This is a genomic window from Klebsiella sp. Sb-30 (assembly GCF_057652795.1).
Genome location: NZ_CM172749.1, coordinates 1,777,840 through 1,800,953, shown reverse-complemented (window position 1 = coordinate 1,800,953; position 23,114 = coordinate 1,777,840). Strand labels below are relative to the sequence as shown.

The window sequence follows — 23,114 nt, the reverse complement described above, 5'->3', positions numbered from 1 at the left end:
CCGGGGTGTCTGCCCGATATTTCGCTTGTAAACTACCAGCCGCAGACGTTGGTCTCTTCATCCGATTCATAACCGCGCACGATATTAATCAGATCTTTGACGGCATCGGCAGCCACCCCCGGCGCCTGCAGCTCATTCAGGGAGGCAAACTCTTTATCCACCGATACACCATTATTATTATTGGTCACCGACAGCGTGAACCCCTTCCCCTGGCTATTGTCAGACGACAGCGGGGCAACAAGTTCTGCCAGCGCCTGCTCGGCCATGGCGGGAATATATAGCGCCATCGGCTTCAAATAGACTTTCTCTTGTCTGTCATTATTGTTGCCATTAGCAACAGCCAGTGAATAACCTCTATTTTCGTTGTTCATACGTGCAGCCTTATCCCTCTATCAGAATTTGAGGATCGACATAAAAATCTACGTTGAAGACGGTGTCTTCAGTCAATGCTTCAATTCGGTGCCATTTCTCCGGCGGAAATACGCCAAACTGTCCGGCTTCAATGGTCAGCGTTTCCACCGGCTGCGGGCTGGTCTCATCGGCATAGCCGTAATAGCGGATAGCCCCCTGCATCACAGCCAGACGGGGATAGACTCCCTGCCGGGTTCCGGCATCAAGATGCCGCTGCCAGATAGAGGCGGGCGCCGTCTCTGTAGTCCACAGGGGCGTAGTTCGCGTATGAACATAGTGGGTGGGAATAATAATTCGCTGCATGATTCGGCCTCGCTTTCCGCACCCTTGCGTGCGGTGGGAACGGTGAAATATGTTGCATATGATATACCCCTTTTAATCACTAAGGGTATTATTTTTAAAGATGAGAATTTTCTACCCCCGTTAATACTCAATAAGGGTTAGTTTTTCTGAAATATAAGAATGGACGGACCTGTGAATCAGATCCGCGATAAGACAGGAGAGAAGATGATTTATTTTACCGGCGTGTTCAGGGGCCCGGGTTTACCAATTAGATAACCCTGAACCAGATCGCAACCTAATTGTTGCAGCGAATGGAGTTGTTCTTCTGTTTCGACGCCTTCGGCGACAATACGCATATGTAAACTTTTTCCCATGCTGATGATCAGACGCACAATATCAAGATCGTCTTTTTGCAGCGGAATATTAATCACAAACGAGCGATCGATTTTTATCTTATCGAACGGGAAATAGCTCAAACGCGACAATGACGAGTAGCCGGTACCAAAATCATCAATCGAAATCTGGATCCCCAGCTCACGCAGCTGGCTGAGAATCTCTAAAGAGCGGGTGTTTTCATTGAACACATCCGACTCGGTAATTTCCAGATCCAGACGATGCGGATCGAGGCCCGTTTTTTTCAATACGCTGACAATCACATCGGTCAACGAGCTGTTAATCAACTGAATAGGCGATACGTTTACCGAGACCTTAAGCGGCGATGACCAACGCGCCGCCTCTTCGCAGGCGGTGCTGAGCACCCACTCGCCGAGGGCGTTTATCATGCCCGTTTTCTCGGCAATCGGAATAAAGGTGCTCGGCGGAACCACGCCGCGTACCGGATGGAACCAGCGCACCAGCGCTTCGTAACCGTAAATTTCACCGCTGACCGTGTCGGCTATCGGTTGGTAATACACCCGGAATTCACCATTACCGAGCGCCTGCAGCAGATCATCCTCGAACGATTTATTCTCCTGCAGACGTTGCAGCATGCCGGCGCGGAAGACCTTGACGGTACCTGCGCCCTCTTTTTTCGCCTCATACAGCGCCAGATCGGCACATTTATATAAATAATCGGTGCGCGTTTCGCGATCGGAAAGCACGATGCCGATGCAGGCATCGATGTTGATCATCGAGTCATAGATTTGATAGGGCTGGATGATTTTTTCCCGGATCACCATCGCCCGTTCCAGCGCCATCTCTTCGCTCAGGTCACAGGAGATCAGGGCGAATTCATCGCCTCCCAGACGATAGAGCGTTTCCGCAGTTTTACGGAAAAACGACAGGCGGCTGGCCAGTTCCTGCAGCAGTTTATCGCCGGAATCGTGGCCCAGCGTATCGTTTACATCTTTAAAATTATCGAGGTCGAAAAGCATCACCACGGCACAGCCATCGTAAGGCCTGACCTGATTGACAATTTCCTGCAACTTTTGCCAGAAGGAGAGCCGATTCGGCATACCGGTCAGCGAGTCATGGTAAGCATCGTACTGCAGACGGCGGTTTTGCACCTGCAGCTTCTCTTTTGACAGCTGCAGATCGTCGGCCAGCAGCTTCATTCGCACATGGGCACGCCGCAGATTGTTATTCTGCCGCAGCATCAACAGGCCCAACGTGATACAGGTTGTAATCAACAGGATGGAGATAATTGAATAGATGTAATACAGATTCTGAATTTTATCGTGAGTATGATTAACAACGTCAATCCCCTGCACCAGCGAGGTGGAGGCGAGCGAGGTCATCGGGCCGTCAATCTCTCTCATTTTGCCTAACACCGTCTTAATCTGAGCAGGTGTCATTTTATCCAGCCCGCTATCGAGCTGCTGCAAAATAGCGAACAACGTATCGACGGTAGCCTGGCGCCCGGCATCTTTATGAATAAAATTCCTCAGTTCGCCCTGCTGCAACAGTTCAATCTGGCTCAACATAATATCCAGGCGCAGACGTACCTGATCGCGGTCAGCGCTCTCCACGCCAAGTGCGAATGCGCCTAAACTCGACTCCAGCCGCATATACTCGGATACTATCTGGGCGACTGACCAGGAGTCCGTATAGCGGGTTAATTTCTGTAACTCACTTTGCCGCTCATGCACCAGATAGGTAATGTATCCGGTGATGATGAACAGCGACAAAATAATCCCGGTAAGTATTCGATTCAAGATCAAACCCTTACTCAATGATAATTTTTGAAACTTGCCACGCTGAACGGGAATAATAAACCTGGTTTTGCAGTTCAGGGCTGCTATCGTACGGATAAACAATAAATAAAGGGCCTTTATCACGGATGTGCATATATTCGCCATTTAATTTTAGCGCGAGGATAACAGGGAACTGGCGAAAATCATCGAGCGGGACCATCGTCGTATAGTCGTTCAAGGCAATAACCTTGGCCGTCTTGCCCCTGGCACCGACTAAATCCATGAGTTTGCTAAGGGAAACGCCCTCAAAGCGCACTTTTCCTGAGTACCAGGGCGTGGTGGTGACAATGGTCTCCATCCCCAGTTTTTCTAATGCCGCCAGGTCAAAAACCGCGGTATCGCCTGCATTTGTATTTCCAATCAAGCCGGAAATGGTTAAAACGGGCTTCCCCGTAGGGGCAGGCAGTTTTTCTGCAAAAGCATTAGGCAAAACCATAACACAAAATAAAACTGCGAAAAGTAGACGCATTTAGCTCACCATTCCGGAATTGGAGATAAGTTAATTGTAAACCATTAAGGTCAATTCTTAAAAGACGTCAGCAGCGGGTTGTGAGGTTCTCGATTAAAAATATTTTCTCTTTCCAGAACACTCTGAACCTGTGTTTACGCCTGACGATAAAAAGCACATTTTTTGCCATTAAGGCAGCACTTTCGGTAAAAATCTTTTCTCTCATCCTGGAGCGCGGTAGTCTTTGTACAGACGCCGCTAAGACTGCGTCTCATTCCAATAATGATAAACACGGCAACAGACAGGACAGGTATGGACTCAACGCTTATTTCCTCCCGCCCCGGCAAGGAGACATGTTCACTCAATCGCGCCAGAAGAGCGGCCTGGGGCAGCTTTGCCGGCGCGGTGGTTGACTGGTACGATTTTTTACTCTACGGCATTACCGCCGCGCTGGTTTTTAACCGCGAATTTTTCCCGCAGATTAGCCCGGCAATGGGTACGCTGGCCGCCTTTGCAACTTTCGGCGTCGGCTTCCTGTTTCGTCCCCTCGGCGGCATTATCTTCGGTCATTTCGGCGATCGCCTCGGCCGCAAACGGATGCTGATGATGACCGTCTGGATGATGGGGATTGCGACCGCCTGCATTGGTCTGCTCCCTTCTTTCAATCAAATCGGCTGGTGGGCCCCCGTGCTGCTTGTCACCCTACGCGCTATTCAGGGCTTCGCCGTCGGCGGAGAATGGGGCGGCGCGGCGCTGCTGGCAGTAGAAAGTGCGCCCAAAAATAAAAAAGCCTTCTACAGCAGCGGAGTTCAGGTGGGTTACGGCGTGGGTCTGCTGCTTTCCACCGGCCTGGTCTCGCTGATCAGCGCCAACACCACCAACGAGCAGTTTCTCAGCTGGGGCTGGCGCCTGCCGTTCTTGTTCAGCGTGGTGCTGGTGTTAGTTGCGCTGTGGATCCGCAACGGCATGGCCGAATCCGCCGAATTTGAAAATCAGCAGCAGGAAGCGCAGCTGAAGACGGCCAAAAAGCGCCTGCCGGTCGTCGAAGCCCTGTTTCGTCATCCCGGGGCGTTTTTACTGATTATCGCCCTGCGTTTGTGCGAACTGCTGACCATGTATATTGTCACCGCCTTCGCCCTGAATTACTCAACGCAGAACCTCGGCCTGCCGCGTGAACTGTTCCTTAATATCGGCCTGCTGGTCGGTGGGATTAGCTGTCTGACAATCCCCTGCTTCGCCTGGCTTGCGGATCGCTTTGGCCGCCGGCGGATCTACATTACCGGTGCGCTAATCGGCACGCTCAGCGCGTTCCCGTTCTTTATGGCGCTGGAGAGTCAGTCGTACTTCTGGATCCTCTTTTTCGCCCTGATGTTGGCCAATATCGCCCATGATATGGTGGTTTGCGTTCAGCAACCGATGTTCACCGAGATGTTTGGCGCCAGCTATCGTTACAGCGGGGCCGGCGTCGGCTATCAGGTCGCCAGCGTCATTGGCGGCGGCTTTACACCATTTATTGCCGCGGCATTGGTCACCTTCTCCGGTGGCTCCTGGCACAGCGTGGCGATTTACCTGACCGGCGGCTGTCTGCTCTCTGCCGTCACCGCCATGTTGATGAAAAAGACCCCTCACCCCTGATTGCGCGGTACGCGGCGGGGAACCGCCGCGTACATGGAGACCTTATGATTCAGGACAACCGCCCGGCCTGCTGGCCCGCACAGTTTCATCCCCAGCCGCTACCGCTGCTCTACTGCCCTGACCCGACGCTGGCTGAGCAGCCGCTGTTTGAACAGGCCCGCCGCGGCGATGCGGTGGCGCAGATCTGGCAGGCGCCGCAAGGACTGGTGGTGCCTGGCAGCTATCGCAAATTCAGTGAGCTCAGCGCCGTCAGCGCGCTTTTTTCCCGCCGCGGCTGGCCGGTGTGGCTTCGCCGCTCCGGCGGTGGACTGGTCCCGCAGGGCCCCGGGATTATCAATCTCAGCCTCGCCTGGCCTATCGCGCAACCGCTGGGCGAAGCGGCAGAACCTATCTATCAGCAGCTCTGCGGGCTACTTCAGCGCACGCTGGCAACGTTTGGCGTCGGGAGTCATTATCAGGCGGTGACGGGATCATTTTGCGACGGGCGCTACAATCTGGCCTGCGGCGAGGGTGACCATGCCCGCAAAATTGTCGGTACTGCCCAGTACTGGCGACCGCTGGCCGATGATCGAGGACATGTTGTCCTGGCGCATGCGGTGATTTTAGTGGATACCGATCTGATCGGCGCGCATCAGGCCGCGAACGATTTTGAAGCCCGCCTCAACAGTGGCCGGGTCTATCGTGCTGATAAAACCGTGACGCTGGCGCAACTGCTGCCCGGCGAAACAGAGTTACTTCCCCGCTTTCACCAGGCGTTGGCGGAACAGCTGGCGCTGTTCAGCTGAAGGTGTGCTTCAAATAGTGGCTGAATGTCTCTACCGCGCGTGATACGCGCGGTGCATAGGGGCGGATAACGTACAGATTTGGCGCGAAAACCTCGACCGGCCGCCAGCCAGGAAGCAACTCCTGCACCAGCCCACGGCCGATGGCCTCCCGGGCGCTGAAATCAGGCAGCAGCGCAATACCCAGCCCTGCCAGCACCGCATCACGAAGCGATTCGCTATTGTTGGTCGCGAAGGGGCCATGAACCTTGACACTCACCCGTTCGGCCGGTTGCTCGCTGGACTCGAACGTCCACTGCGGGCTTTGCGCCCCGCGCGGATAGGTCAGACACTGATGATGGCGCAACGTCTCCGGGGAATCCGGACGGCCAAAACGGCGGATATACTCTGCCGAGGCGACGATCAGCGTCGCCGTACTGCACAGCGGCCAGGCCACGTGAGTCTCCGGCAACGCTTCGCGGCGGCAGTGACGTATCGCCAGGTCAAATCCCTCGCTGGCCAGGGATACCAGCCGGTCGGTCACCTCCAGCTGCAGTTGCAGCTGCGGGTGCTGGTGCAAAAATGGCGTAATCGCCGGTACCAGCTGTTGACGGGAAAAGGCGACCGGCGCCGTGACCCGTAGCGTTCCCCGCAGCGGCCCGCCTTCATCACAGGTACCGGCAAAAATATCGCGCAGCTGTCCGAAAGGTTCGTTCAGCTCCGCCACCAGCCGCAGGCCATCCTCGCTGAGCGTCACATTCCGCGTCGTGCGATGCACCAGCTTTTTGCCGGTGATCCGTTCCAGCTCGCTAATTTTCTGACTGATCGCCGACTTGCTGACCGCCAGTTTTTCCGCGGCGCGGGTATAGCTTTTTTGCTCTTCCAGCACCGTCAGCCAGTACAGATGGGTCCAGTAACTCTCCGGGCGAATCTCATTCATCTCGATTGTTCACCTGTATAAACAATGAATTCCACTATAGCGGTTTTTGCCCGGCAGAACATGGATTAGCATCGCGGCAGTCAGCTTACCAACCGCGGAAGTAAGGAGTACCTGCCATGCCGTTACTGATATTTGATGTGATTGAAGGCCGTAGCGAACGCGAACTTAATACTCTGCTGGATGCCGCACATCGCGCGGTTATTCATGCGTTTAAAGTGCCGGAGCGCGATCGCTACCAGATTGTTCACGAAAACAAGGCCCACCATATGGTGATTGAGGATACCGGACTGGGATTCACGCGCAGCAACAAGCTGCTGGTCGTGCGGGTGTACACCAGCCCGCGCAGCGAAGAACAAAAGCAGCTCTTCTATGCCACCCTGCTCGCTGAGCTGCAGGAACATTGCGGACTCAGCGCTGATGACCTGATGATTTCCGTGATCGGTAACCAGAAAGGCGACTGGAGTTTTGGCCGCGGCGTCGCCCAATATATGACCGGAGAGCTTTAACCTTCCCGGGCCCCGTGCCGTTATGCTTTCGGCGCGGCGGCCATCCGCATACGTGCCTTTTGCTCGATGTTTTCCAGCAGTTCCTGCACGTCATCCTCATCAATATCAAGGAACTGACCGTCGAGTAATGCGGCATGAATATCTTCACGAGTCACCGGGATCCCCAGCGGCACAACCTTGGGTTTGACCTCTTCAGCCGCCAGAGGGTGGGGATAGCGGCGCCCGACCAGGTTGTTGAAGATGATTGCCAGTAGCGCCAGCATCGCCGAATTTAGCAGTACCGGCGTCAGCACAAAGTGGTATCCCGCGCTGTGTACGCCCGCTCCGCCGAGGATAGCCGTCAGCGCAACGGCACCGCCGGGCGGATGCAGACAGCGGAGGAAGTACATGGCGGCGATAGCCAGTCCGGCTGCCAGACCACAGGCCAGGGCAAGCTGAGGCACCCACATCCCGACGGTAACACCGATCAACGCCGAAACCACATTCCCCCCGACGATTGACCACGGCTGCGCCAGCGGACTGCTCGGCACGCCGAACAGCAGCACTGCAGAGGCCCCCATCGGCGCAATAAACCACAGATTCATCTCACCCAGCAGCCAGTGGCTGAACATACTGGTGACGGCCAGCCCCGTACCGGCACCTATCGAGCCGAGGAGGATATGTTTTCGGGCAACGGGCAGAGCATGCGGCTTTAATCGGCCAAGAAAAATGCGGACCCGCGAAAACAGTGCGGTCGGTAAAACGCTTAACATCGAACGGCTCACTCACGTCATATAAATTACTTATATTTTATTTTCATTTTTTAACCATATTTTAACAACCATATCTTTCGAAGGGCTACTTCCCTCCCCCCCCCCTGAATTTAGCGATGCGCCGCCGTTATGTGATCCCGGGACACTACGTTAGAATCATTTCCCCACCGGGATTTAACCCACTCTACGGATTGAAGGTCACAATACAGTGAATAATAAGACAAATTTAGTGAAAGACGTGGCATGGGCCAGCCAGAATATGCCGCGCACGCTGCGTCAGGTCGCCGCCCTTCCCGATCTGAGCCATGTCCGCCTGGCCTGCTGCATGCATCTGGATATGAAAATGATTCCGCTGGTGCAGGGGATACTGGAGAAAGGAGCGAAAGTCTTTCTGACCACCTGTAACCCCACCACCGTTCAGGACGACGTTGTCGCCTGGCTGGTAGAGCGCGGTGCACAAGCCTGCGCCTGGCGCGATATGAGCGATGCCGACTGGCAGCAGTCCTGGGAAAAAGCGATCGCCTGGGGCCCGACCCATCTGTGTGAAATGGGCGCCGATATCACCACCCTGCTGCACCAGCGCGGGGAATTTGGCAACATCGTCGCCGGTCTGGAAGCAACCGGCTCCGGCGTCAGCCGCCTGGGCGATATTCGTCCCGGCTACCCTATCTTTAACTGGGACGATCTCCCTGTTAAAGAGGGACTGCATAACCGCCATATGGTGGGTCTCACGGCCTGGCACACCTTCTTCCAGACGACTCACCTGACGCTGCATGAGAAGAAAGTGCTGGTCATTGGCTACGGTCTGGTGGGACAAGGCGTTGCCGCCGCAGCAAAAGCCTTTGGCGGACAGGTGATGGTGGCAGAGATCGATCCCGCCCGTCGCCTGCAGGCGGCCTATGATGGCTGGCATGTTGTTGATTTACAGGATGCCATCGCCTCGGCAGATGTGGTCGCTACGGCAACCGGTGCGAAAAAAGTGGTCAATAGTACGGCGCTGGATAACGCCAAAGATGGCGTCTTTATTCTCAATGTCGGCCACGTTGCGGAAGAGATCGACTGCGGCTACCTGCGTCAGTTCAGCCACGATGAGGTGATGCCGTATATTAATGCGTACCGGGTGAGCGATAAAACCGTCTACCTGATGGCCAACGGCTCAATGCTGAACCTGACTGCGGGATTTGGTGACAGCCTGAACGCCTTTGACGTAACCCTCGCCGTCATGGCCAGCGGGATTCATCACATCGTCACGGACGGCATGAACGCGGAAGCGAATGTCTATCTGCTGCCGCAGAGCGTATGGCAAAAAGCGCTGTAAATCCGCAAAAATTCAGGGCGACGGCCGTCGCCCTGAATCTGGCTTAGCGGCTTTCCGGCAGCACGATATTACTCTCCGCCAGGGTGCCCATTTCGTTAAATACGGTGCACGCCGCCTGCACAAGATGCATCGCCAGCGCGGCACCGCTCCCCTCTCCCAGCCGCATATCCATATCCAGATAGGGCTTCAGCTGCAGATGTTCCAGCGCAATACGCGCCCCTTTTTCCGCCGACAGATGTGAAGGGATCAGATACGAATGCACGCCTGGAGCCAGACGGCAGGCTGCCAGTGCGGAGGCATAGGAGAGGAAACCGTCCAGCACAACCGGCAGTCCGCAGGAGGCGGCGCCCAGCATCACGCCGGTCATCCCCACCAAATCAAATCCGCCGACTTTCGCCAGCACGTCAAGACCATCGTCGGCCTGCGGCTGATTCACAGCAATCGCCCGACGGACGACATCGGCTTTGTGACCCAGCTGCGAGACCGGCAGGTTAGCGCCGATGCCCACCACATCCTGCGCGTCGTTCCCGGTAAGAACGCTGACGACCGCCGCCGCCGGCGTGGTGTTCGCCATCCCCAGTTCGCCAACGCCGAACACGCGTACGCCCTGCGACGCCAGTTCTCGCGTATAGCGAATGCTGGCCAGTAGCAGCGCCGTCGCCTGTTCCCGGCTCATTGCCGCCGTGCGGGCAATATTACCGCTGCCGCGCGCCACTCTCATATCCACCAGACCAGGGATCGGATCCGCGTCGATACCGGCATCGACTACATGCACCTGCGCGCCCGCCTGGGCCGCCAGCACGCAGACGCCGGTATTCTTGCGGGTCATGTTTATCGCCTGAATCGCCGTAACGGCCTGCGGCGAGATCGCCACCCCTTCGTGCCAGACGCCGTGATCGGCGCACATCACCACAATGGCTTTTTCCGCCAGCTGCAGCTGTCCCTGCAGCCCTGGCATTCCGGCCAGCTGTACTGCCAGCGCCTCCAGTCGTCCCAGACTGCCCGGGGGTTTCAATAACCCATCCAGATGTTGTTGCGCCTGAGCCATCGCCGCGCGGTCCGGCAGCGGAATGTCGGCGATGAAGGCCGAAAGATTGTCCATCATGTTCCTCGTAGCACTTGCAGGTGATTTGCCATAGCCCGTCGTGAACGCCGTCGCGCATGAAAGCTGGCGTGACGCAGCGGTTCGCCACCGGGAGAAGGAGATAAATCAGAGAGGGGATAATTCCCGACGGCGAGAGCCGCCGCCGGGCAGGTACGATGCGATTACTCTTCGACCTTCGCTTCGCCCATGACTTTCAGCTTTTTGGAAATGTCACGACGTTCTTTCGACAGTTCGGCATTTTTGATGATGTAGTCATCAACACGATCTTCGTAATCGCTTTTCATGCTGGCGATGATGCCCTGAATAGCTTCAACGCTCATGCCCGGTTTGATGTAGTCACTGAGGTTGTCCAGCAGCAGTACGCGCTTCTGGTTATCACGGATCTTTTTCTCAACGTCCTGAATTTCACGCTGCAATTTGTTCTTACGACGATACAGACGAACAAACTCCAGTACGTCCTGGAAAGAAGGCTTAGTTGTTTCCATTTTTACACCCCTAATATTTGAGATTCGGATTCGCTAAAGCGACTGCTATATAGGGCTAACATAACTGTTAGCAGCCGCGGATGACAATGTTTTTTCCTTTACGTTTATCATAACCCTAAATGCTGCTGAATCGAAGCAACCTGTGGGCAAATTGCGCGCATCTGGTTTTTATTTACGCAAAGCCCGGCAGATTAAATTCGACAGCAGTTCAAGCTGGCGCGCCAGTTCTATCGTCAGCCAGACGTAGCCGTGGATCGGGGTTTCCGCCAGGCTATCTCCCTGATGTTCTTTCATTAGTTCGCGCAGTTCGGCGACGATATCATTGAGTTTTTCCGTGTTGGCGCGAATCGGCTGCGGATTACCTTCATACAGCGCATGCGCAATCGTCAGCAGCGTTTGCTGGGTCATCTGCTGGGTCTCGCGCAGCGTGTGGGCGTTCAGCATCACAAAATGGCCGGGACGCGAGCTCCAGTATGCATTGATCTGCAGTTCCAGCATGCAGACCAGGTTACGACTCACGGTTTGAATAGCTTCAAAGATGGCTTTCTGGATATGGGTTTCTTTACTCGCCGGGGTAATCAGCCCGCGCATCTTCACCACATCGTTAAGCACTTTTTGCAGATGTTTTTCCAGCCGCGGTCTTTCCACCAGATTGGGGGAGAATCCGGCCTGATAAAGACGGTTGAAGGCGGTGACGTAATTTGCCATCTGGATTCGCCAGTGCAGGAACGCCCGCTGCGGCCAGATGCCGGTGAACAGCATGGCCAGCAGGGAACCAAAGATAACATCGCCGCTTCGCCATAGCGCGGTGTGCATATCCCCTGGCGGCGCGCCCACCACCACCGCCAGCGTAATGCCGATGAGCAGCGCCTGATACGGTTTTTTCCCTAACGCCAGCCAGCCGCAGAGGAACATCGCCACCGCGCACCACAGCACCATGACGGGTAAGGAGATAAGCTCAAGCTTTAACGCCACCAGCCCGAGCGCCGAGCCCAGGATAGTGCCGCCGATACGCTCAAAGGCGCGCGGCACCACGTTGCCCCAGAACGAAATCGGCCCCATCACCACCACCAGAGTGATCAGAGGCCACGTCCCTTCCGGTACATTCAGCAAACGAACCAGCAAAAAGGTAAGGACAAAGGCCAGAGCAATTCGAATACCATGCACCACGCGATAGTGGCGATACAGACGGATTTCGAAAGGCTTAAGTGATTTATCAGCGCGCACAGACCTCTCCAGCAAGCAAACGGCGGCAGGAAGCAAAGGCCAATTGTAACTGCTTTTTCAATGTAAGCAGTACGCTAATGTAAAAAACCTTGTCCACTGCAGGGGTAAGCGCTTATTTCGCCACCCGTTCCACCGCGACATACATTTCGATGTCCCAGTAACCGTCCTGATTGCCGTCGTTGAGATAGACCTCAAAACAGGGTTTTTCCGCCAGCCGATACGCCTTGCTCTGCACCAGGCTATTGAAGAACGCCAGCCACGGCGTCGAGAAGTCGTGATTTTCCACCCGCGCGCTGGCGACTGCATACTCTCCCCCGGCAATCTCAGTGAGAATAACCCCTTCGCTATTGGGCGGAATGACGAAATCGTCTGCTACGGTGACCACCGTATCGCAGCGCAGCTTCTCCGGTGGAACCTGATCGGGATTGTCATAGTAAACGGCCACCCACTCCTGTGCCGGAATCTGACGGCCGCTGACCCACGCCATAAGCTGCTCAAAACCCTGTTTAACGGTCTGCTCCCAGGGCCCCACCATATGAAAACCGGCAATGGTTCGTTTGCCGACGGACTTCACGCTGTAGTTCATATTGCCTCCACCAGTGATAACGACTGTATAAATGTACATATACTGTAGCCAGGTGATGCACATCAGTATGTGCGCTGATTCACAGAGTGGCCAATGAAGGGGGGCGAAAAATGAGCAAAAAAAACGCCCCGTGCGGGGCGTTGCGGTTACAGCGCGTGATGCAGATAATCGCTCATCCGCGAGAACACCCCGCCCTTGCCGACGCTTTCCAGCGTCACCAGCGGCCAGTGAGCGACCACTTTGTCGCCGTCATAGAGTGAGATTTCCCCGACCCGTTGATTTGCGGCAATTGGCGCCTCAAGATCTTTTTTATCCAGCACATATTTGGCTTTAATACGCGGCACTTCCGACTTCGGCAGCGCCAGCCAGAAATCCTGATCGGTGCCCAGCTGGATTTGTTCTTTATCACCGTACCAGATACGTTCGCTGCCGACCTTTTTGCCCTTTTGCAGCACCTGAACGGTGTCGAAATTTTGCTGGCCCCAGTGCAGCAGTTTTGCCGCCTGCTGTTCGCGCCCTTTCGGGCTATCGGCCCCCATCACTACGGCAATCAGGCGCCGCTGGCCGTCCACCGCGGAGGCAATCAGGTTAAAGCCGGCGCCGGAGGTATGCCCGGTCTTTAATCCATCAACATTCATGGTCTTATCCCATAGCAGCCCGTTCCGGTTCTGCTGGGTGATCCCGTTCCACGTCAGGCTTTTTTGGCTGTACATGTGATAAACGTCGGGCTCGCCGTGAATGATCGCCCGCGACAGCACCGCAAGATCGTACGCCGAGCTGTGTTGACCCGGCGCATCCAGGCCATGCACGGTTTCAAAGTGGGTATCCTGCAGATGCAGTTTTTTTACGTACTCATTCATCATGGCCACGAACTGCGGCTGGCCGCCTGCGACATAATCAGCCAGCGCCACGCAGGCATCATTGCCGGAGTCGACGATGAGGCCGCGGCTTAAATCCCGGACGCTGACCCGATCGCCGGCCTTAAGGAACATCAACGACGAGCCGTCAAAGACAGGGTTGCCTTTCGCCCAGGCGTCGCGGCCGACGGTCACAATATCGTCAAAGGAGATACGATGACTGTCGATGGCGCGATCGACGACGTATCCGGTCATGAGTTTGGTCAGGCTGGCAGGGTTGCGCTGCTGGTGTTCATTACCCGCAGTCAGGATCTGCCCGGTCGTGTAATCCATCAGTACCCAGGAGCCCGCCTGAATGGACGGTGGCGGCACGGTGACGGGGAAATCATTGGCAGCAAATGCGCAAGAAACGCTCGAAGCGAGCAAAGTTACAGCAATAAAAAAACGGCCTTTCAACGGCATATCCTCTAAATTGACAGATTCGCCGTCCTTTTTACGGAAGTTCTCCTTTCAAATCAGGGTTTAATTGCAAGAAAATATGACACGGCAAAAGCGCCGCGCAGCCAACGCCCTTCTGATGCCCAGGTAAATCGTTTACCATAACGGGTGCCAGCCACCATGGAAAATGAACAGATTATGCAAGATAGCGCCAACCAGCCCGGATTTTTATTCCACGATTACGAAACCTTCGGTACCCACCCTGCGCTCGATCGGCCGGCCCAGTTCGCCGCCATTCGCACCGATGCCGAACTGAATATCATCGGTGAGCCGGAGGTTTTCTACTGCAAACTGGCCGACGACTATCTGCCGCAGCCGCAGGCGGTGATGATAACCGGGATCACCCCGCAGGAAGCGAACGCCAAAGGCGATAATGAAGCCGCCTTTGCCCGCCGGATTCACGATCTGTTCACGGTGCCGAAAACCTGCATCGTCGGCTATAACAACGTGCGCTTCGATGATGAGGTCAGCCGGAATATTTTCTATCGTAACTTTTACGATCCCTACGCCTGGAGCTGGCAGCACGACAACTCTCGCTGGGATCTGCTGGATGTGATGCGCGCCTGTTACGCCCTGCGCCCGGAAGGGATCAACTGGCCGGAGAACGACGACGGACTGCCAAGCTTTCGCCTTGAGCATCTGACTGTCGCTAATGATATTGAACACAGCAACGCCCACGACGCGATGGCCGACGTTTACGCCACCATCGCCATGGCAAAACTGGTCAAAGCCCGGCAACCGCGTCTGTTTGACTATCTCTATAGTCATCGCAACAAGCGCAAGCTGGCGACGCTGATCGACGTTCCGCAAATGAAGCCGCTGGTCCATGTTTCCGGCATGTTCGGCGCGGCGCGCGGCAACACCAGCCTGGTGGCACCGCTGGCCTGGCATCCGGATAACCGCAATGCGGTGATCATGGTCGATCTGGCCGGCGATATGACGCCGCTGCTGGAACTGGATGCCGATACCCTACGCGAGCGTCTGTACACGCCAAAAGCCGATCTGGGCGAACTGGCGGCGGTACCGATTAAGCTGGTTCATCTCAACAAATGCCCGGTGCTGGCGCAGGATAATACGCTACGCCCGCAGGATGCCGACCGCCTGGGGATTAACCGCCAGCGCTGTCTGGATAACCTGCAGCTGTTGCGCAGTCATCCGCAGGTGCGGGAAAAAGCGGTGGCTATTTTCGCTGAAGCGAAGCCGTTTGTTCCCTCCGACAACGTCGATACTCAGCTCTATAACGGCTTTTTCAGCGATGCCGACCGCGCGGCGATGAAAATTGTGCTGGAAACCGAGCCGCGCAACCTGCCGGCGCTGGATATTACTTTTGCCGACAAACGGATCGAGCGTCTGCTGTTTAACTACCGCGCCCGCAACTTCCCCGGCAGCCTTGACGAGGCCGAGCAGCAGCGCTGGTTAGAACATCGTCGCGAGGTGTTTACGCCGGCGTTTTTGCAGGCCTATGCCGATGAGTTGCAGATGCTGTATCAACAGCATGAACAGGACAGTGAAAAGCTCGCGCAGCTGAAGGCGCTGTGGCAATACGCGCAGGAGATTGTTTAATTTGCGGGAGCGCCCGGAGGCGGCGCTTGCTGCGCCTTGTCCGGGCGATAAAACCCAATACAGCACGCTCCCGTCTCCCGGGTGAGGCAAGAGCCACGACCCGGGAACGGTGATTTAGCCTTTGGCGCGGCTGGCGATAATCGCGTCAGCCACGTTGCGCGGGGCTTCCGCGTAGTGATGGAACTCCATACTGTAGGTCGCTCGTCCCTGCGACATCGAGCGCAGCGTAGTGGAATAGCCAAACATTTCAGCCAGCGGAACATCCGCGCGGATAATCTGGCTGCCGAATCGCTCTTCCATCCCCTGCACCATGCCACGACGAGAAGAGAGATCGCCCATAATATTCCCGGCATACTCTTCCGGCGTTTCCACCTCCACATGCATCACCGGTTCGAGAATCACCGGCTCGGCTCTGCGCGCCCCCTCCTTGAAGCCGAAAATCGCCGCCATGCGGAAGGCCATTTCCGATGAGTCGACATCATGATACGAACCAAATGTCAGGGTCGCTTTGACATCGACGACCGGATAACCCGCCAGCACGCCGGTGCCCATCGCTTCACGCAAGCCTTTCTCCACCGAAGGAATGTACTCGCGTGGCACCACGCCGCCTTTCGTTGCGTCTTCAAACACAAAGCCGCTCCCCGGCGCCAGCGGTTCGAGGGTCAGCACAACATGACCATACTGCCCTTTCCCGCCGGACTGACGGACAAATTTACCTTCCACCTCTTTCACCGTTTTACGCAGTGTTTCGCGGTAGGTGACCTGTGGACGGCCGATATTCGCCTCAACGCCAAACTCACGCTTCATCCGGTCGACGATAATTTCCAGGTGCAGTTCGCCCATCCCGGAAATAATCGTCTGTCCGGACTCTTCATCCGTATGCAGACGGAAAGAGGGATCCTCAGAGGCCAGGCGCTGTAGGGCAATCCCCATTTTCTCCTGATCCGCTTTGGTTTTCGGCTCAATCGCCAGCGAAATCACCGGCTCCGGGAACTCCATCCGTTCCAGGGTAATGATCGCATTCGGATCGCACAGGGTGTCGCCGGTGGTGACATCTTTCAACCCGACGCAGGCGGCAATATCCCCGGCATGCAGCTCATCTACTTCATGGCGATCGTTGGCATGCATCAGCACAATACGCCCGATGCGTTCTTTCTTGCCTTTGACCGGATTATAGACCGCATCGCCTTTTTTCAGGGTGCCGGAATAGACACGAATAAAGGTCAGCTGGCCGACGTACGGGTCGGTCATCAGTTTAAACGCCAGCGCCGAGAACGGTTCGTCGTCGCCAGGATGGCGTTCCGCCGGCAGCCCTTTCTCATCAACGCCGTCAATCGCCGGCACATCCTGCGGCGAAGGCATCAGTTCGATAACCGCATCCAGCATCCGCTGCACGCCTTTATTTTTAAAGGCGCTGCCGCACAGCACCGGCTGAATTTCGCCGCCGACGGTACGTTTACGCAGCCCGGCCACAATATCGGCCTCGCTCAACTCGCCGCTCTCGAGATATTTATCCATCAGCTCATCGTTAGCTTCCGCCGCTGCGGAGACCATTTTTTCTCGCCACTGCCGGGCGGTTGCCAGCAGCTCGTCCGGTACCGGCGCATAGCTGAAAGTCATCCCCTGGGTTGCGTCATCCCATAAAATGGCGCGCATTTTGATGAGATCCACCACGCCGGTGAAATGCTCCTCGGCACCAACGGGGATTACGATCGGCACGGGATTCGCTTTCAGGCGGTCAATCATCATCTGCACGACGCGGAAGAAGTCGGCGCCCGGACGGTCCATTTTATTGACGAAGGCCAGCCGCGGAACGTGATATTTATTCGCCTGTCGCCACACGGTTTCCGATTGCGGCTGCACGCCGCCGACGGAGTCATAGACCATCACCGCACCATCCAGCACGCGCATCGAGCGCTCTACTTCGATGGTGAAATCCACGTGGCCCGGGGTATCGATAATATTGATACGATGCGGCTCGAAGCTACGGTCCATGCCGGGCCAGAAGCAGCTCACCGCAGCGGAAGTAATCGTAATTCCGCGCTCTTGCTCCTGCGCCATCCAGTCAGTGGTTGCCGCGCCATCGTGTACTTCACCCAGTTTGTGGCTCATTCCGGTGTAAAACAGAATGCGCTCGGTGGTGGTGGTTTTACCGGCATCGATATGCGCGGAGATACCGATGTTGCGATAACGTTCGAGAGGGATGGGTCGGGGCATGATGCGTCCTTAGTCATTTTGACTGTCAGTAAGCGGCCAAATGGTGCCGCAGAGTGGTTAACTGCCGTCATCATAGTACAACTGTACGAGTATATTCGAACTATTTTTGCTATTACTGTCATTGGTGAAGCGACGGCTTGCACGCGTGGCGTTAGACCCTCAGTTTGGATATATTAGCTGCCAGCCGCCGATACGGGCCGCGACTCCCGGGAGCCGCGCAACCGCCGACACAGGATTATTATGATCGCCAATCACCCCGAACGTGAACACATTCGCCTGGAAAATGTTCTTTTTGCCCTTGGTAACCCGATGCGCCTGGAGATCGTTCGCATCCTGGCCGACGGCAGCGAGCAGAGCTGTAACGCATTGCGTCATGAAGACATCGCCAAGTCGACGATGACCCACCACTGGCGCGTCCTGCGCGATAGCGGCGTCATCTGGCAGCGCCCTCAGGGGCGGGAGAATATGATTTCCCTGCGCCGGGAGGATCTCGACGCGCGCTTTCCCGGGCTGCTGGATGCGCTTCTGAAGGTGATGTAGGAAGGCGTGATTCGGGTTATCAGCCGCAGTCAGGCCGGGAACGGCCGAAGACAAAAACAAAAAAGCCGGAGGTTTCCCTCCGGCTTTTTTAATCACAACGGGCGATGGTTACGCTACGTCTTCGTACTGCGGTACCGGGTTGCGGAAGCTTTTGGTCACGCAGGCCAGGTACACCAGACCAATACCGCCCCAGATCAGGCCCAGAATCATTGAGCTCTCTTCCAGGTTAATCCACAGCGCACCCACGGTCAGGGCGCCGCACACCGGCAGGATCAGGTAGTTAAAGTGATCTTTCAGCGTCTTGTTACGCTTTTCACGGATCCAGAACTGGGAGATGACCGACAGGTTAACGAAGGTAAATGCCACCAGCGCACCAAAGTTAATCAGCGCCGTCGCCGTCACCAGGTCGAATTTAATCGCCAGCAGAGCAATCGCGCCAACCAGCAGCACGTTCCACGCCGGAGTACGCCATTTCGGGTGTACGTAGCCGAAGAAACGGGTCGGGAACACGCCATCGCGGCCCATGACGTACATCAGACGAGAAACGCCTGCATGTGCGGCCATGCCGGAAGCCAGCACGGTCACGCTGGAGAAGATCAGCACGCCCCACTGGAAGGTTTTACCCGCGACGTACAGCATAATTTCAGGCTGCGATGCGTCCGGATCTTTAAAGCGCGAGATATCCGGGAAATAGAGCTGCAGGAAGTAAGAGGCACCGATGAAAATCAGGCCGCCAATCAACGCAGTCAGGAAAATAGCCTTCGGAATCACGCGCTCAGCGTCTTTGGTCTCTTCAGACAGCGAAGAGATGCCATCGAAGCCCAGGAACGAGAAGCACAGAATGGTCGCACCGGTAATCATCGGCACCACGTGCGCCCCTTCAGACCAGAACGGACGGGTGCTGGTCAGTGTGCCTGCGCCTTCGCCGTGCATCACGCCGTAGATAATCAGGCCAACAATCACCGCCACGATCCCCATCTGCAGGATAACGATCAGGGTGTTGAAGTTTGCTACGGTCTTGATGCTGCGCAGGTTAGAGATGGTCATAAAGGCCACCAGCGCGACAACGAAGATCCACGAAGGAATAGAAGGCACCAGCGCTTCAAAGTAAATTTTGGCCAGCAGAATGTTGATCATCGGCATGAACAGATAGTCCAGCAGCGATGACCAGCCCACCATAAAGCCCACGGCCGGGCTGATGGATTTCTGAGCGTAGGTGTAAGCGGAACCCGCTGACGGGAAACGACGAACCAGTTTACCGTAGCTGAGTGCCGTAAAGAGAATGGCGATCAACGCGAAGGCGTAAGCCGTCGCGACGTGACCGTCGGTCAAACCAGAGACGATACCAAACGTATCGAACAGCGTCATCGGCTGCATATAGGCCAGGCCCATCATTACAACCGGAATCAACGTAAGCGTTTTACGTAATTCCACGCGAGAGGTTTTTGGAGTAGCGTTATGCGACATGGTGGTTATCCCCTTTTACGGCGAAGGCCAGCGCGTAAGCAAAAAATTGCCCCATTTTAGTGTATTCCTCAGCGACAACGACTGTCGGTTTTTAGTAAATATCTATCCGGTACGAAGCCCGGCCTCTTGGTATTGAATGATGTGTCTTTAAAGCAAAAAAATAACCGACACTTTAAAAAAGCGTCGGCTAGTTTCTATTTTTTCAGGCCGCGTATTTTGCAACACTTACTGGCCAAATGACAAGATGTTGAAGCGGCAAATCGTCGCCACAATTACTTAACAGATTAATATTTATACAATTTTAATATCATAGATCGTATGGATAGCATTATTTGCTAAAATCTCGCTGCGCCACCATGCGCAAGAGAGCCCGGCGGCGTCTTCATTCCAGCCAAGCCATGCCCGATGCGCGGGTAAATGAGAGGCCACCTCTTTCTCTATCAGCTCACCGCTTTCCAGCTGATCCTGCACCAGATACCTGGGCACATACCCCCATCCGAGCCCCGCGCTAATCAACATCAGCTGGCCGGCAAAATCGTACGTCACGAGGCTTTCCTGATCGTCAACCGGCGGCCATTCTCCCCCGCTGACGATAGCCCGATAGTGTTTCATCGCCCGCCAGCTTAGCGGCGCATCCATTTTTGCCAGCGGATGCTGCGGCGCGATAACAAAGATGTGCGCCAGCTCGCCCAGCGGGCTAAAGCCATAGCCGACGAGCGCCGGCGGGTCGCTTAAAACCCCTACGACGATATCAGCCCGCCCTTCCACCAGCGCACTCCAGCCGCTGGCCGGCGTATCGCGGACAAAACGCAGTCGGGCAGCGGTATGCTGCTGATAGAAGCGGCTCACCAGAGGCGCCAGTAAAAAGAAGGGAAAGGTGTTATCCACCGCCAGCACCAGCGCATTTTCCCAGCCCTGATGCAGTTTAATCGCCTGTTTTTCCAGCTCGCGGACGGTATGCAGAACTTCGCGCCCCTTTTCCAGCAGCATCTGTCCGGTGGGGGTAAAGCGCGCCCGATGGCCGCTGCGGTCAAGCAGCTGAATATTGAGATCGCTTTCCAGTTTATGAATGGTATAGCTCAGCGCAGAAGGCGTTTTGTACAGCTTTGCCGACGCCGCGGCAAAGCTCCCCTCTTTTTCCAGCGCATCCAGAATGACGAGGACATCCAGCAGTGGTTTCATCGCCGCCCCCTTAGGTTCGCGATTCCCCGCTGGCGGATTACTCCATCGGCATCACCAGCGGATCGGGGTACTGATAGTCAAACCCCAGTTCATAGCAGATACGGTTACCGTCGATAATTTTTCCGCTGCCGCCATTTGGGCTATCGGCAAACACCGGGGCCGGTAAGCCAAGTTCACGGGCCATTTGCGGATAGAACACGCCGCGCGCCGGATGTTTGGGCGCACATATATTATAGATGTGTCCGCCCTTCGGAGCCTGCAGCAGCAGCTCGATTGCTGAAATGACATCCTGCAGGTGTACCAGGTTCACGCCGTGCTGACCGTCCGGCGCGGACTTCCCGGCAAAGAAACGCCCGGGATGACGAGAGGGTCCTACCAGTCCGGCCAGACGCAAAATATCCACCGAGGTGCCCGGAAGGTTGTGCAGCCAGTCCTCCAGCTCCTTCAACACCCTGCCGCTGGCGGTTTGCGGATCGCGCGGCGAATTTTCTTTTAACGTCCCGCTGGCATTGCCGTATACGGAAGTGGAACTGGTGAAGACGATCCGCGGGATATGGTAGGCCAGCGCCGTATCGACGAGCTCCTGTACCGCCTGCAGATAAAAATCCTCCCCGGGCCCGCTGCGGCGAGCCGGCAGCGTAATCACCAGCGCATCCACGTTCATCAATGCATCCAGATCTTCGGCATCGCAGACCAGCTGCGGCTCCAGGCGTAACGGAAAGCTGTCGATACCGCACATCCTCGCCGCCTCCACGCCGTCCTGGGTGGTTTTGCTGCCGGTAACCTGCCATCCCCGCGCGCTCAATGACAAAGCGAGCGGCATGCCCAGCCATCCTAAACCGACAATTGCGACCTTTTTCATACCTGGCTCCTGACTCTTTCGCTGTGCTGACTTAAGGCTACGCCAGCCAGCGGCAACTGACAATTTCTTCAGTGAAGATGAAATGAATTAATGATGGTAAAAAGCCCTTGCTTTCTGCGCTTGAAGTGGTTTAGGTTAAAAGGCATCAAATGCATAGTCATTCAAAGAGAATTTTATGAACAGCGTTCAATTTAAACACCATCATCATCACCATCATCCTGACTAGTCTTTCAGGCGATGTGTGCTGGAAGACGTTTAGATCTTCCAGAGGTGCATGAGCGCGAATAGAGCCCCCGGAAGATTTACTTCCGGGGGCTTTTTTTTGAACCAAATTCGGACAGATTCAGACAGGAATTAAGAGGAAACAAGAATGTTAGACAACAGCCGTTTACGCATAGCTATTCAAAAATCAGGCCGCCTGAGTGAAGATTCACGCGAATTACTGAGCCGTTGTGGCATTAAAGTGAATTTGCACACCCAGCGTCTGATTGCGCTGGCGGAAAATATGCCGATCGACATTCTGCGTGTCCGCGATGACGATATCCCGGGCCTGATTATGGACGGCGTGGTGGATCTGGGCATCATTGGCGAGAACGTGCTGGAAGAAGAGCTGCTGAGCCGTCGCGCTCAGGGTGAAGACCCGCGCTATTTCACTCTGCGTCGTCTTGATTTTGGCGGCTGCCGCCTGTCGCTGGCCACTCCGGCGGATGAACGCTGGGACGGCCCGGCGTCGCTGGACGGCAAACGTATTGCCACCTCCTACCCGCACCTGCTGAAGCGCTACCTCGATCAGAAAGGCATCTCCTTTAAATCCTGTCTGCTGAACGGTTCCGTTGAAGTCGCCCCGCGCGCTGGCCTGGCCGACGCCATTTGCGACCTGGTCTCCACCGGCGCCACCCTGGAGGCCAACGGTCTGCGCGAAGTGGAAGTGATGTTCCGCTCTAAAGCCTGCCTGATTCAGCGCGATGGCGAAATGGCCGATGCCAAACAGCAGCTAATCGACCGCCTGCTGACCCGTATTCAGGGGGTGATTCAGGCGCGCGAATCCAAATACATCATGATGCACGCCCCGACCGAACGTCTGGAGGAAGTGGTGGCCCTGCTGCCTGGCGCTGAGCGCCCGACCATTCTGCCGCTGGCAGGTGACAAACAGCGCGTTGCCATGCACATGGTCAGCAGCGAAACCCTGTTCTGGGAAACCATGGAAAAACTGAAAGCGCTGGGTGCCAGCTCCATTCTGGTACTGCCCATCGAGAAAATGATGGAGTAATCCACGGGGA

Annotated in this window: 24 protein-coding genes and 1 other annotated feature; of the genes, 8 read left to right on the top strand and 16 right to left on the bottom strand. The window is 55.7% G+C overall.

Features of this window, described 5'->3' with window-relative positions; all coding sequences use genetic code 11:
- Positions 1 to 32 precede the first annotated feature (32 nt).
- The 4 genes from AC236I_RS08450 to AC236I_RS08435 form a co-directional block, all read right to left on the bottom strand.
- Positions 33 to 371, bottom strand: a complete 339-nt coding sequence (locus AC236I_RS08450) for a DUF1869 domain-containing protein (protein ID WP_004864476.1) — start codon at positions 369 to 371, stop codon at positions 33 to 35.
- A 10-nt stretch (positions 372 to 381) separates the two neighbouring features.
- On the bottom strand, positions 382 to 714 hold the full coding sequence (locus tag AC236I_RS08445) for a TehB family protein (protein ID WP_004864478.1): 333 nt from the start codon (positions 712 to 714) through the stop codon (positions 382 to 384).
- Positions 715 to 923: 209 nt separating this feature from the next.
- The gene (locus AC236I_RS08440; protein WP_004864480.1) at positions 924 to 2,846 is read right to left on the bottom strand and encodes a putative bifunctional diguanylate cyclase/phosphodiesterase; all 1,923 of its coding nucleotides are present in this window, start codon (positions 2,844 to 2,846) and stop codon (positions 924 to 926) included.
- A gap of 10 nt (positions 2,847 to 2,856) precedes the next feature.
- On the bottom strand, positions 2,857 to 3,354 hold the full coding sequence (locus AC236I_RS08435) for a putative pterin-binding protein (RefSeq protein WP_004864483.1): 498 nt from the start codon (positions 3,352 to 3,354) through the stop codon (positions 2,857 to 2,859).
- A 291-nt stretch (positions 3,355 to 3,645) separates the two neighbouring features.
- On the opposite strand from AC236I_RS08435, the gene shiA reads away from it, so the two are divergent.
- Positions 3,646 to 4,968 carry a shikimate transporter gene (gene shiA / locus AC236I_RS08430; protein WP_004864485.1) on the top strand — a complete coding sequence of 441 codons (1,323 nt, stop codon included), beginning with the start codon at positions 3,646 to 3,648 and terminating at the stop codon, positions 4,966 to 4,968.
- 44 nt (positions 4,969 to 5,012) lie between these two features.
- The gene (locus AC236I_RS08425; protein WP_004864487.1) at positions 5,013 to 5,753 is read left to right on the top strand and encodes a lipoyl protein ligase domain-containing protein; all 741 of its coding nucleotides are present in this window, start codon (positions 5,013 to 5,015) and stop codon (positions 5,751 to 5,753) included.
- Here the strand turns inward: AC236I_RS08425 and AC236I_RS08420 are convergent.
- A complete protein-coding gene (locus AC236I_RS08420; protein ID WP_015583950.1) occupies positions 5,746 to 6,669 on the bottom strand; it encodes a LysR family transcriptional regulator in 924 nt (307 codons plus the stop codon). The genes AC236I_RS08425 and AC236I_RS08420 overlap by 8 nt on opposite strands.
- A gap of 116 nt (positions 6,670 to 6,785) precedes the next feature.
- On the opposite strand from AC236I_RS08420, the gene AC236I_RS08415 reads away from it, so the two are divergent.
- Positions 6,786 to 7,175: a tautomerase family protein gene (locus tag AC236I_RS08415; RefSeq protein WP_004864491.1), complete on the top strand. Its 390-nt coding sequence runs from the start codon at positions 6,786 to 6,788 to the stop codon at positions 7,173 to 7,175.
- Between the two features lie 20 nt (positions 7,176 to 7,195).
- Here AC236I_RS08415 and AC236I_RS08410 read toward each other — a convergent pair whose 3' ends face one another.
- Positions 7,196 to 7,927, bottom strand: coding sequence for an HPP family protein (locus AC236I_RS08410; protein ID WP_004864493.1), 732 nt, complete (start codon positions 7,925 to 7,927; stop codon positions 7,196 to 7,198).
- 208 nt (positions 7,928 to 8,135) lie between these two features.
- On the opposite strand from AC236I_RS08410, the gene AC236I_RS08405 reads away from it, so the two are divergent.
- On the top strand, positions 8,136 to 9,245 hold the full coding sequence (locus AC236I_RS08405; protein WP_327204450.1) for an adenosylhomocysteinase: 1,110 nt from the start codon (positions 8,136 to 8,138) through the stop codon (positions 9,243 to 9,245).
- 43 nt (positions 9,246 to 9,288) lie between these two features.
- On the opposite strand, the gene cobT is transcribed toward AC236I_RS08405, so the two are convergent.
- The 5 genes from cobT to dacD form a co-directional block, all read right to left on the bottom strand.
- Positions 9,289 to 10,347, bottom strand: coding sequence for a nicotinate-nucleotide--dimethylbenzimidazole phosphoribosyltransferase (cobT, locus tag AC236I_RS08400; protein ID WP_032717871.1), 1,059 nt, complete (start codon positions 10,345 to 10,347; stop codon positions 9,289 to 9,291).
- A 164-nt stretch (positions 10,348 to 10,511) separates the two neighbouring features.
- Positions 10,512 to 10,835, bottom strand: coding sequence for a DUF496 family protein (locus tag AC236I_RS08395; protein ID WP_004864499.1), 324 nt, complete (start codon positions 10,833 to 10,835; stop codon positions 10,512 to 10,514).
- A 168-nt stretch (positions 10,836 to 11,003) separates the two neighbouring features.
- Positions 11,004 to 12,062, bottom strand: a complete 1,059-nt coding sequence (locus tag AC236I_RS08390) for an FUSC family protein (protein WP_004864501.1) — start codon at positions 12,060 to 12,062, stop codon at positions 11,004 to 11,006.
- Between the two features lie 112 nt (positions 12,063 to 12,174).
- Positions 12,175 to 12,648, bottom strand: coding sequence for a DNA gyrase inhibitor SbmC (gene sbmC, locus AC236I_RS08385; RefSeq protein ID WP_015583945.1), 474 nt, complete (start codon positions 12,646 to 12,648; stop codon positions 12,175 to 12,177).
- A 146-nt stretch (positions 12,649 to 12,794) separates the two neighbouring features.
- A complete protein-coding gene (gene dacD, locus AC236I_RS08380) occupies positions 12,795 to 13,961 on the bottom strand; it encodes a serine-type D-Ala-D-Ala carboxypeptidase DacD (protein WP_004864504.1) in 1,167 nt (388 codons plus the stop codon).
- A 180-nt stretch (positions 13,962 to 14,141) separates the two neighbouring features.
- Between dacD and sbcB the strand changes: the two genes are divergently transcribed.
- On the top strand, positions 14,142 to 15,566 hold the full coding sequence (gene sbcB, locus AC236I_RS08375) for an exodeoxyribonuclease I (RefSeq protein WP_487608829.1): 1,425 nt from the start codon (positions 14,142 to 14,144) through the stop codon (positions 15,564 to 15,566).
- Between the two features lie 114 nt (positions 15,567 to 15,680).
- Here the strand turns inward: sbcB and fusA are convergent, their stop codons facing one another.
- Positions 15,681 to 17,783 (bottom strand): elongation factor G, encoded by a 2,103-nt coding sequence (gene fusA / locus AC236I_RS08370; RefSeq protein WP_204111650.1) that lies wholly within the window; start codon positions 17,781 to 17,783, stop codon positions 15,681 to 15,683.
- 240 nt (positions 17,784 to 18,023) lie between these two features.
- On the opposite strand from fusA, the gene AC236I_RS08365 reads away from it, so the two are divergent.
- Positions 18,024 to 18,323: an ArsR/SmtB family transcription factor gene (locus tag AC236I_RS08365; protein ID WP_004864510.1), complete on the top strand. Its 300-nt coding sequence runs from the start codon at positions 18,024 to 18,026 to the stop codon at positions 18,321 to 18,323.
- 108 nt (positions 18,324 to 18,431) lie between these two features.
- Here AC236I_RS08365 and AC236I_RS08360 read toward each other — a convergent pair whose 3' ends face one another.
- From AC236I_RS08360 to AC236I_RS08345, 4 genes are all read right to left on the bottom strand, one after another.
- Positions 18,432 to 19,790, bottom strand: a complete 1,359-nt coding sequence (locus AC236I_RS08360) for an APC family permease (RefSeq protein WP_004864512.1) — start codon at positions 19,788 to 19,790, stop codon at positions 18,432 to 18,434.
- Complete coding sequence (gene yoeI, locus AC236I_RS08355; RefSeq protein WP_099002043.1) at positions 19,780 to 19,845, bottom strand: membrane protein YoeI; 66 nt, start codon at positions 19,843 to 19,845, stop codon at positions 19,780 to 19,782. The genes AC236I_RS08360 and yoeI overlap by 11 nt, the downstream gene beginning before the upstream one ends.
- A gap of 236 nt (positions 19,846 to 20,081) precedes the next feature.
- On the bottom strand, positions 20,082 to 20,972 hold the full coding sequence (locus tag AC236I_RS08350; protein WP_032717873.1) for a LysR family transcriptional regulator: 891 nt from the start codon (positions 20,970 to 20,972) through the stop codon (positions 20,082 to 20,084).
- Between the two features lie 37 nt (positions 20,973 to 21,009).
- Positions 21,010 to 21,834: an SDR family oxidoreductase gene (locus AC236I_RS08345; protein WP_015583941.1), complete on the bottom strand. Its 825-nt coding sequence runs from the start codon at positions 21,832 to 21,834 to the stop codon at positions 21,010 to 21,012.
- A 175-nt stretch (positions 21,835 to 22,009) separates the two neighbouring features.
- Between AC236I_RS08345 and hisL the strand changes: the two genes are divergently transcribed.
- A complete protein-coding gene (gene hisL / locus AC236I_RS08340) occupies positions 22,010 to 22,060 on the top strand; it encodes a his operon leader peptide (RefSeq protein ID WP_099130698.1) in 51 nt (16 codons plus the stop codon).
- Positions 22,036 to 22,158, top strand: a sequence feature (His leader region). It overlaps the preceding gene by 25 nt.
- 46 nt (positions 22,159 to 22,204) lie before the next feature.
- Positions 22,205 to 23,104: an ATP phosphoribosyltransferase gene (gene hisG / locus AC236I_RS08335; RefSeq protein ID WP_015583940.1), complete on the top strand. Its 900-nt coding sequence runs from the start codon at positions 22,205 to 22,207 to the stop codon at positions 23,102 to 23,104.
- Positions 23,105 to 23,114 lie beyond the last annotated feature (10 nt).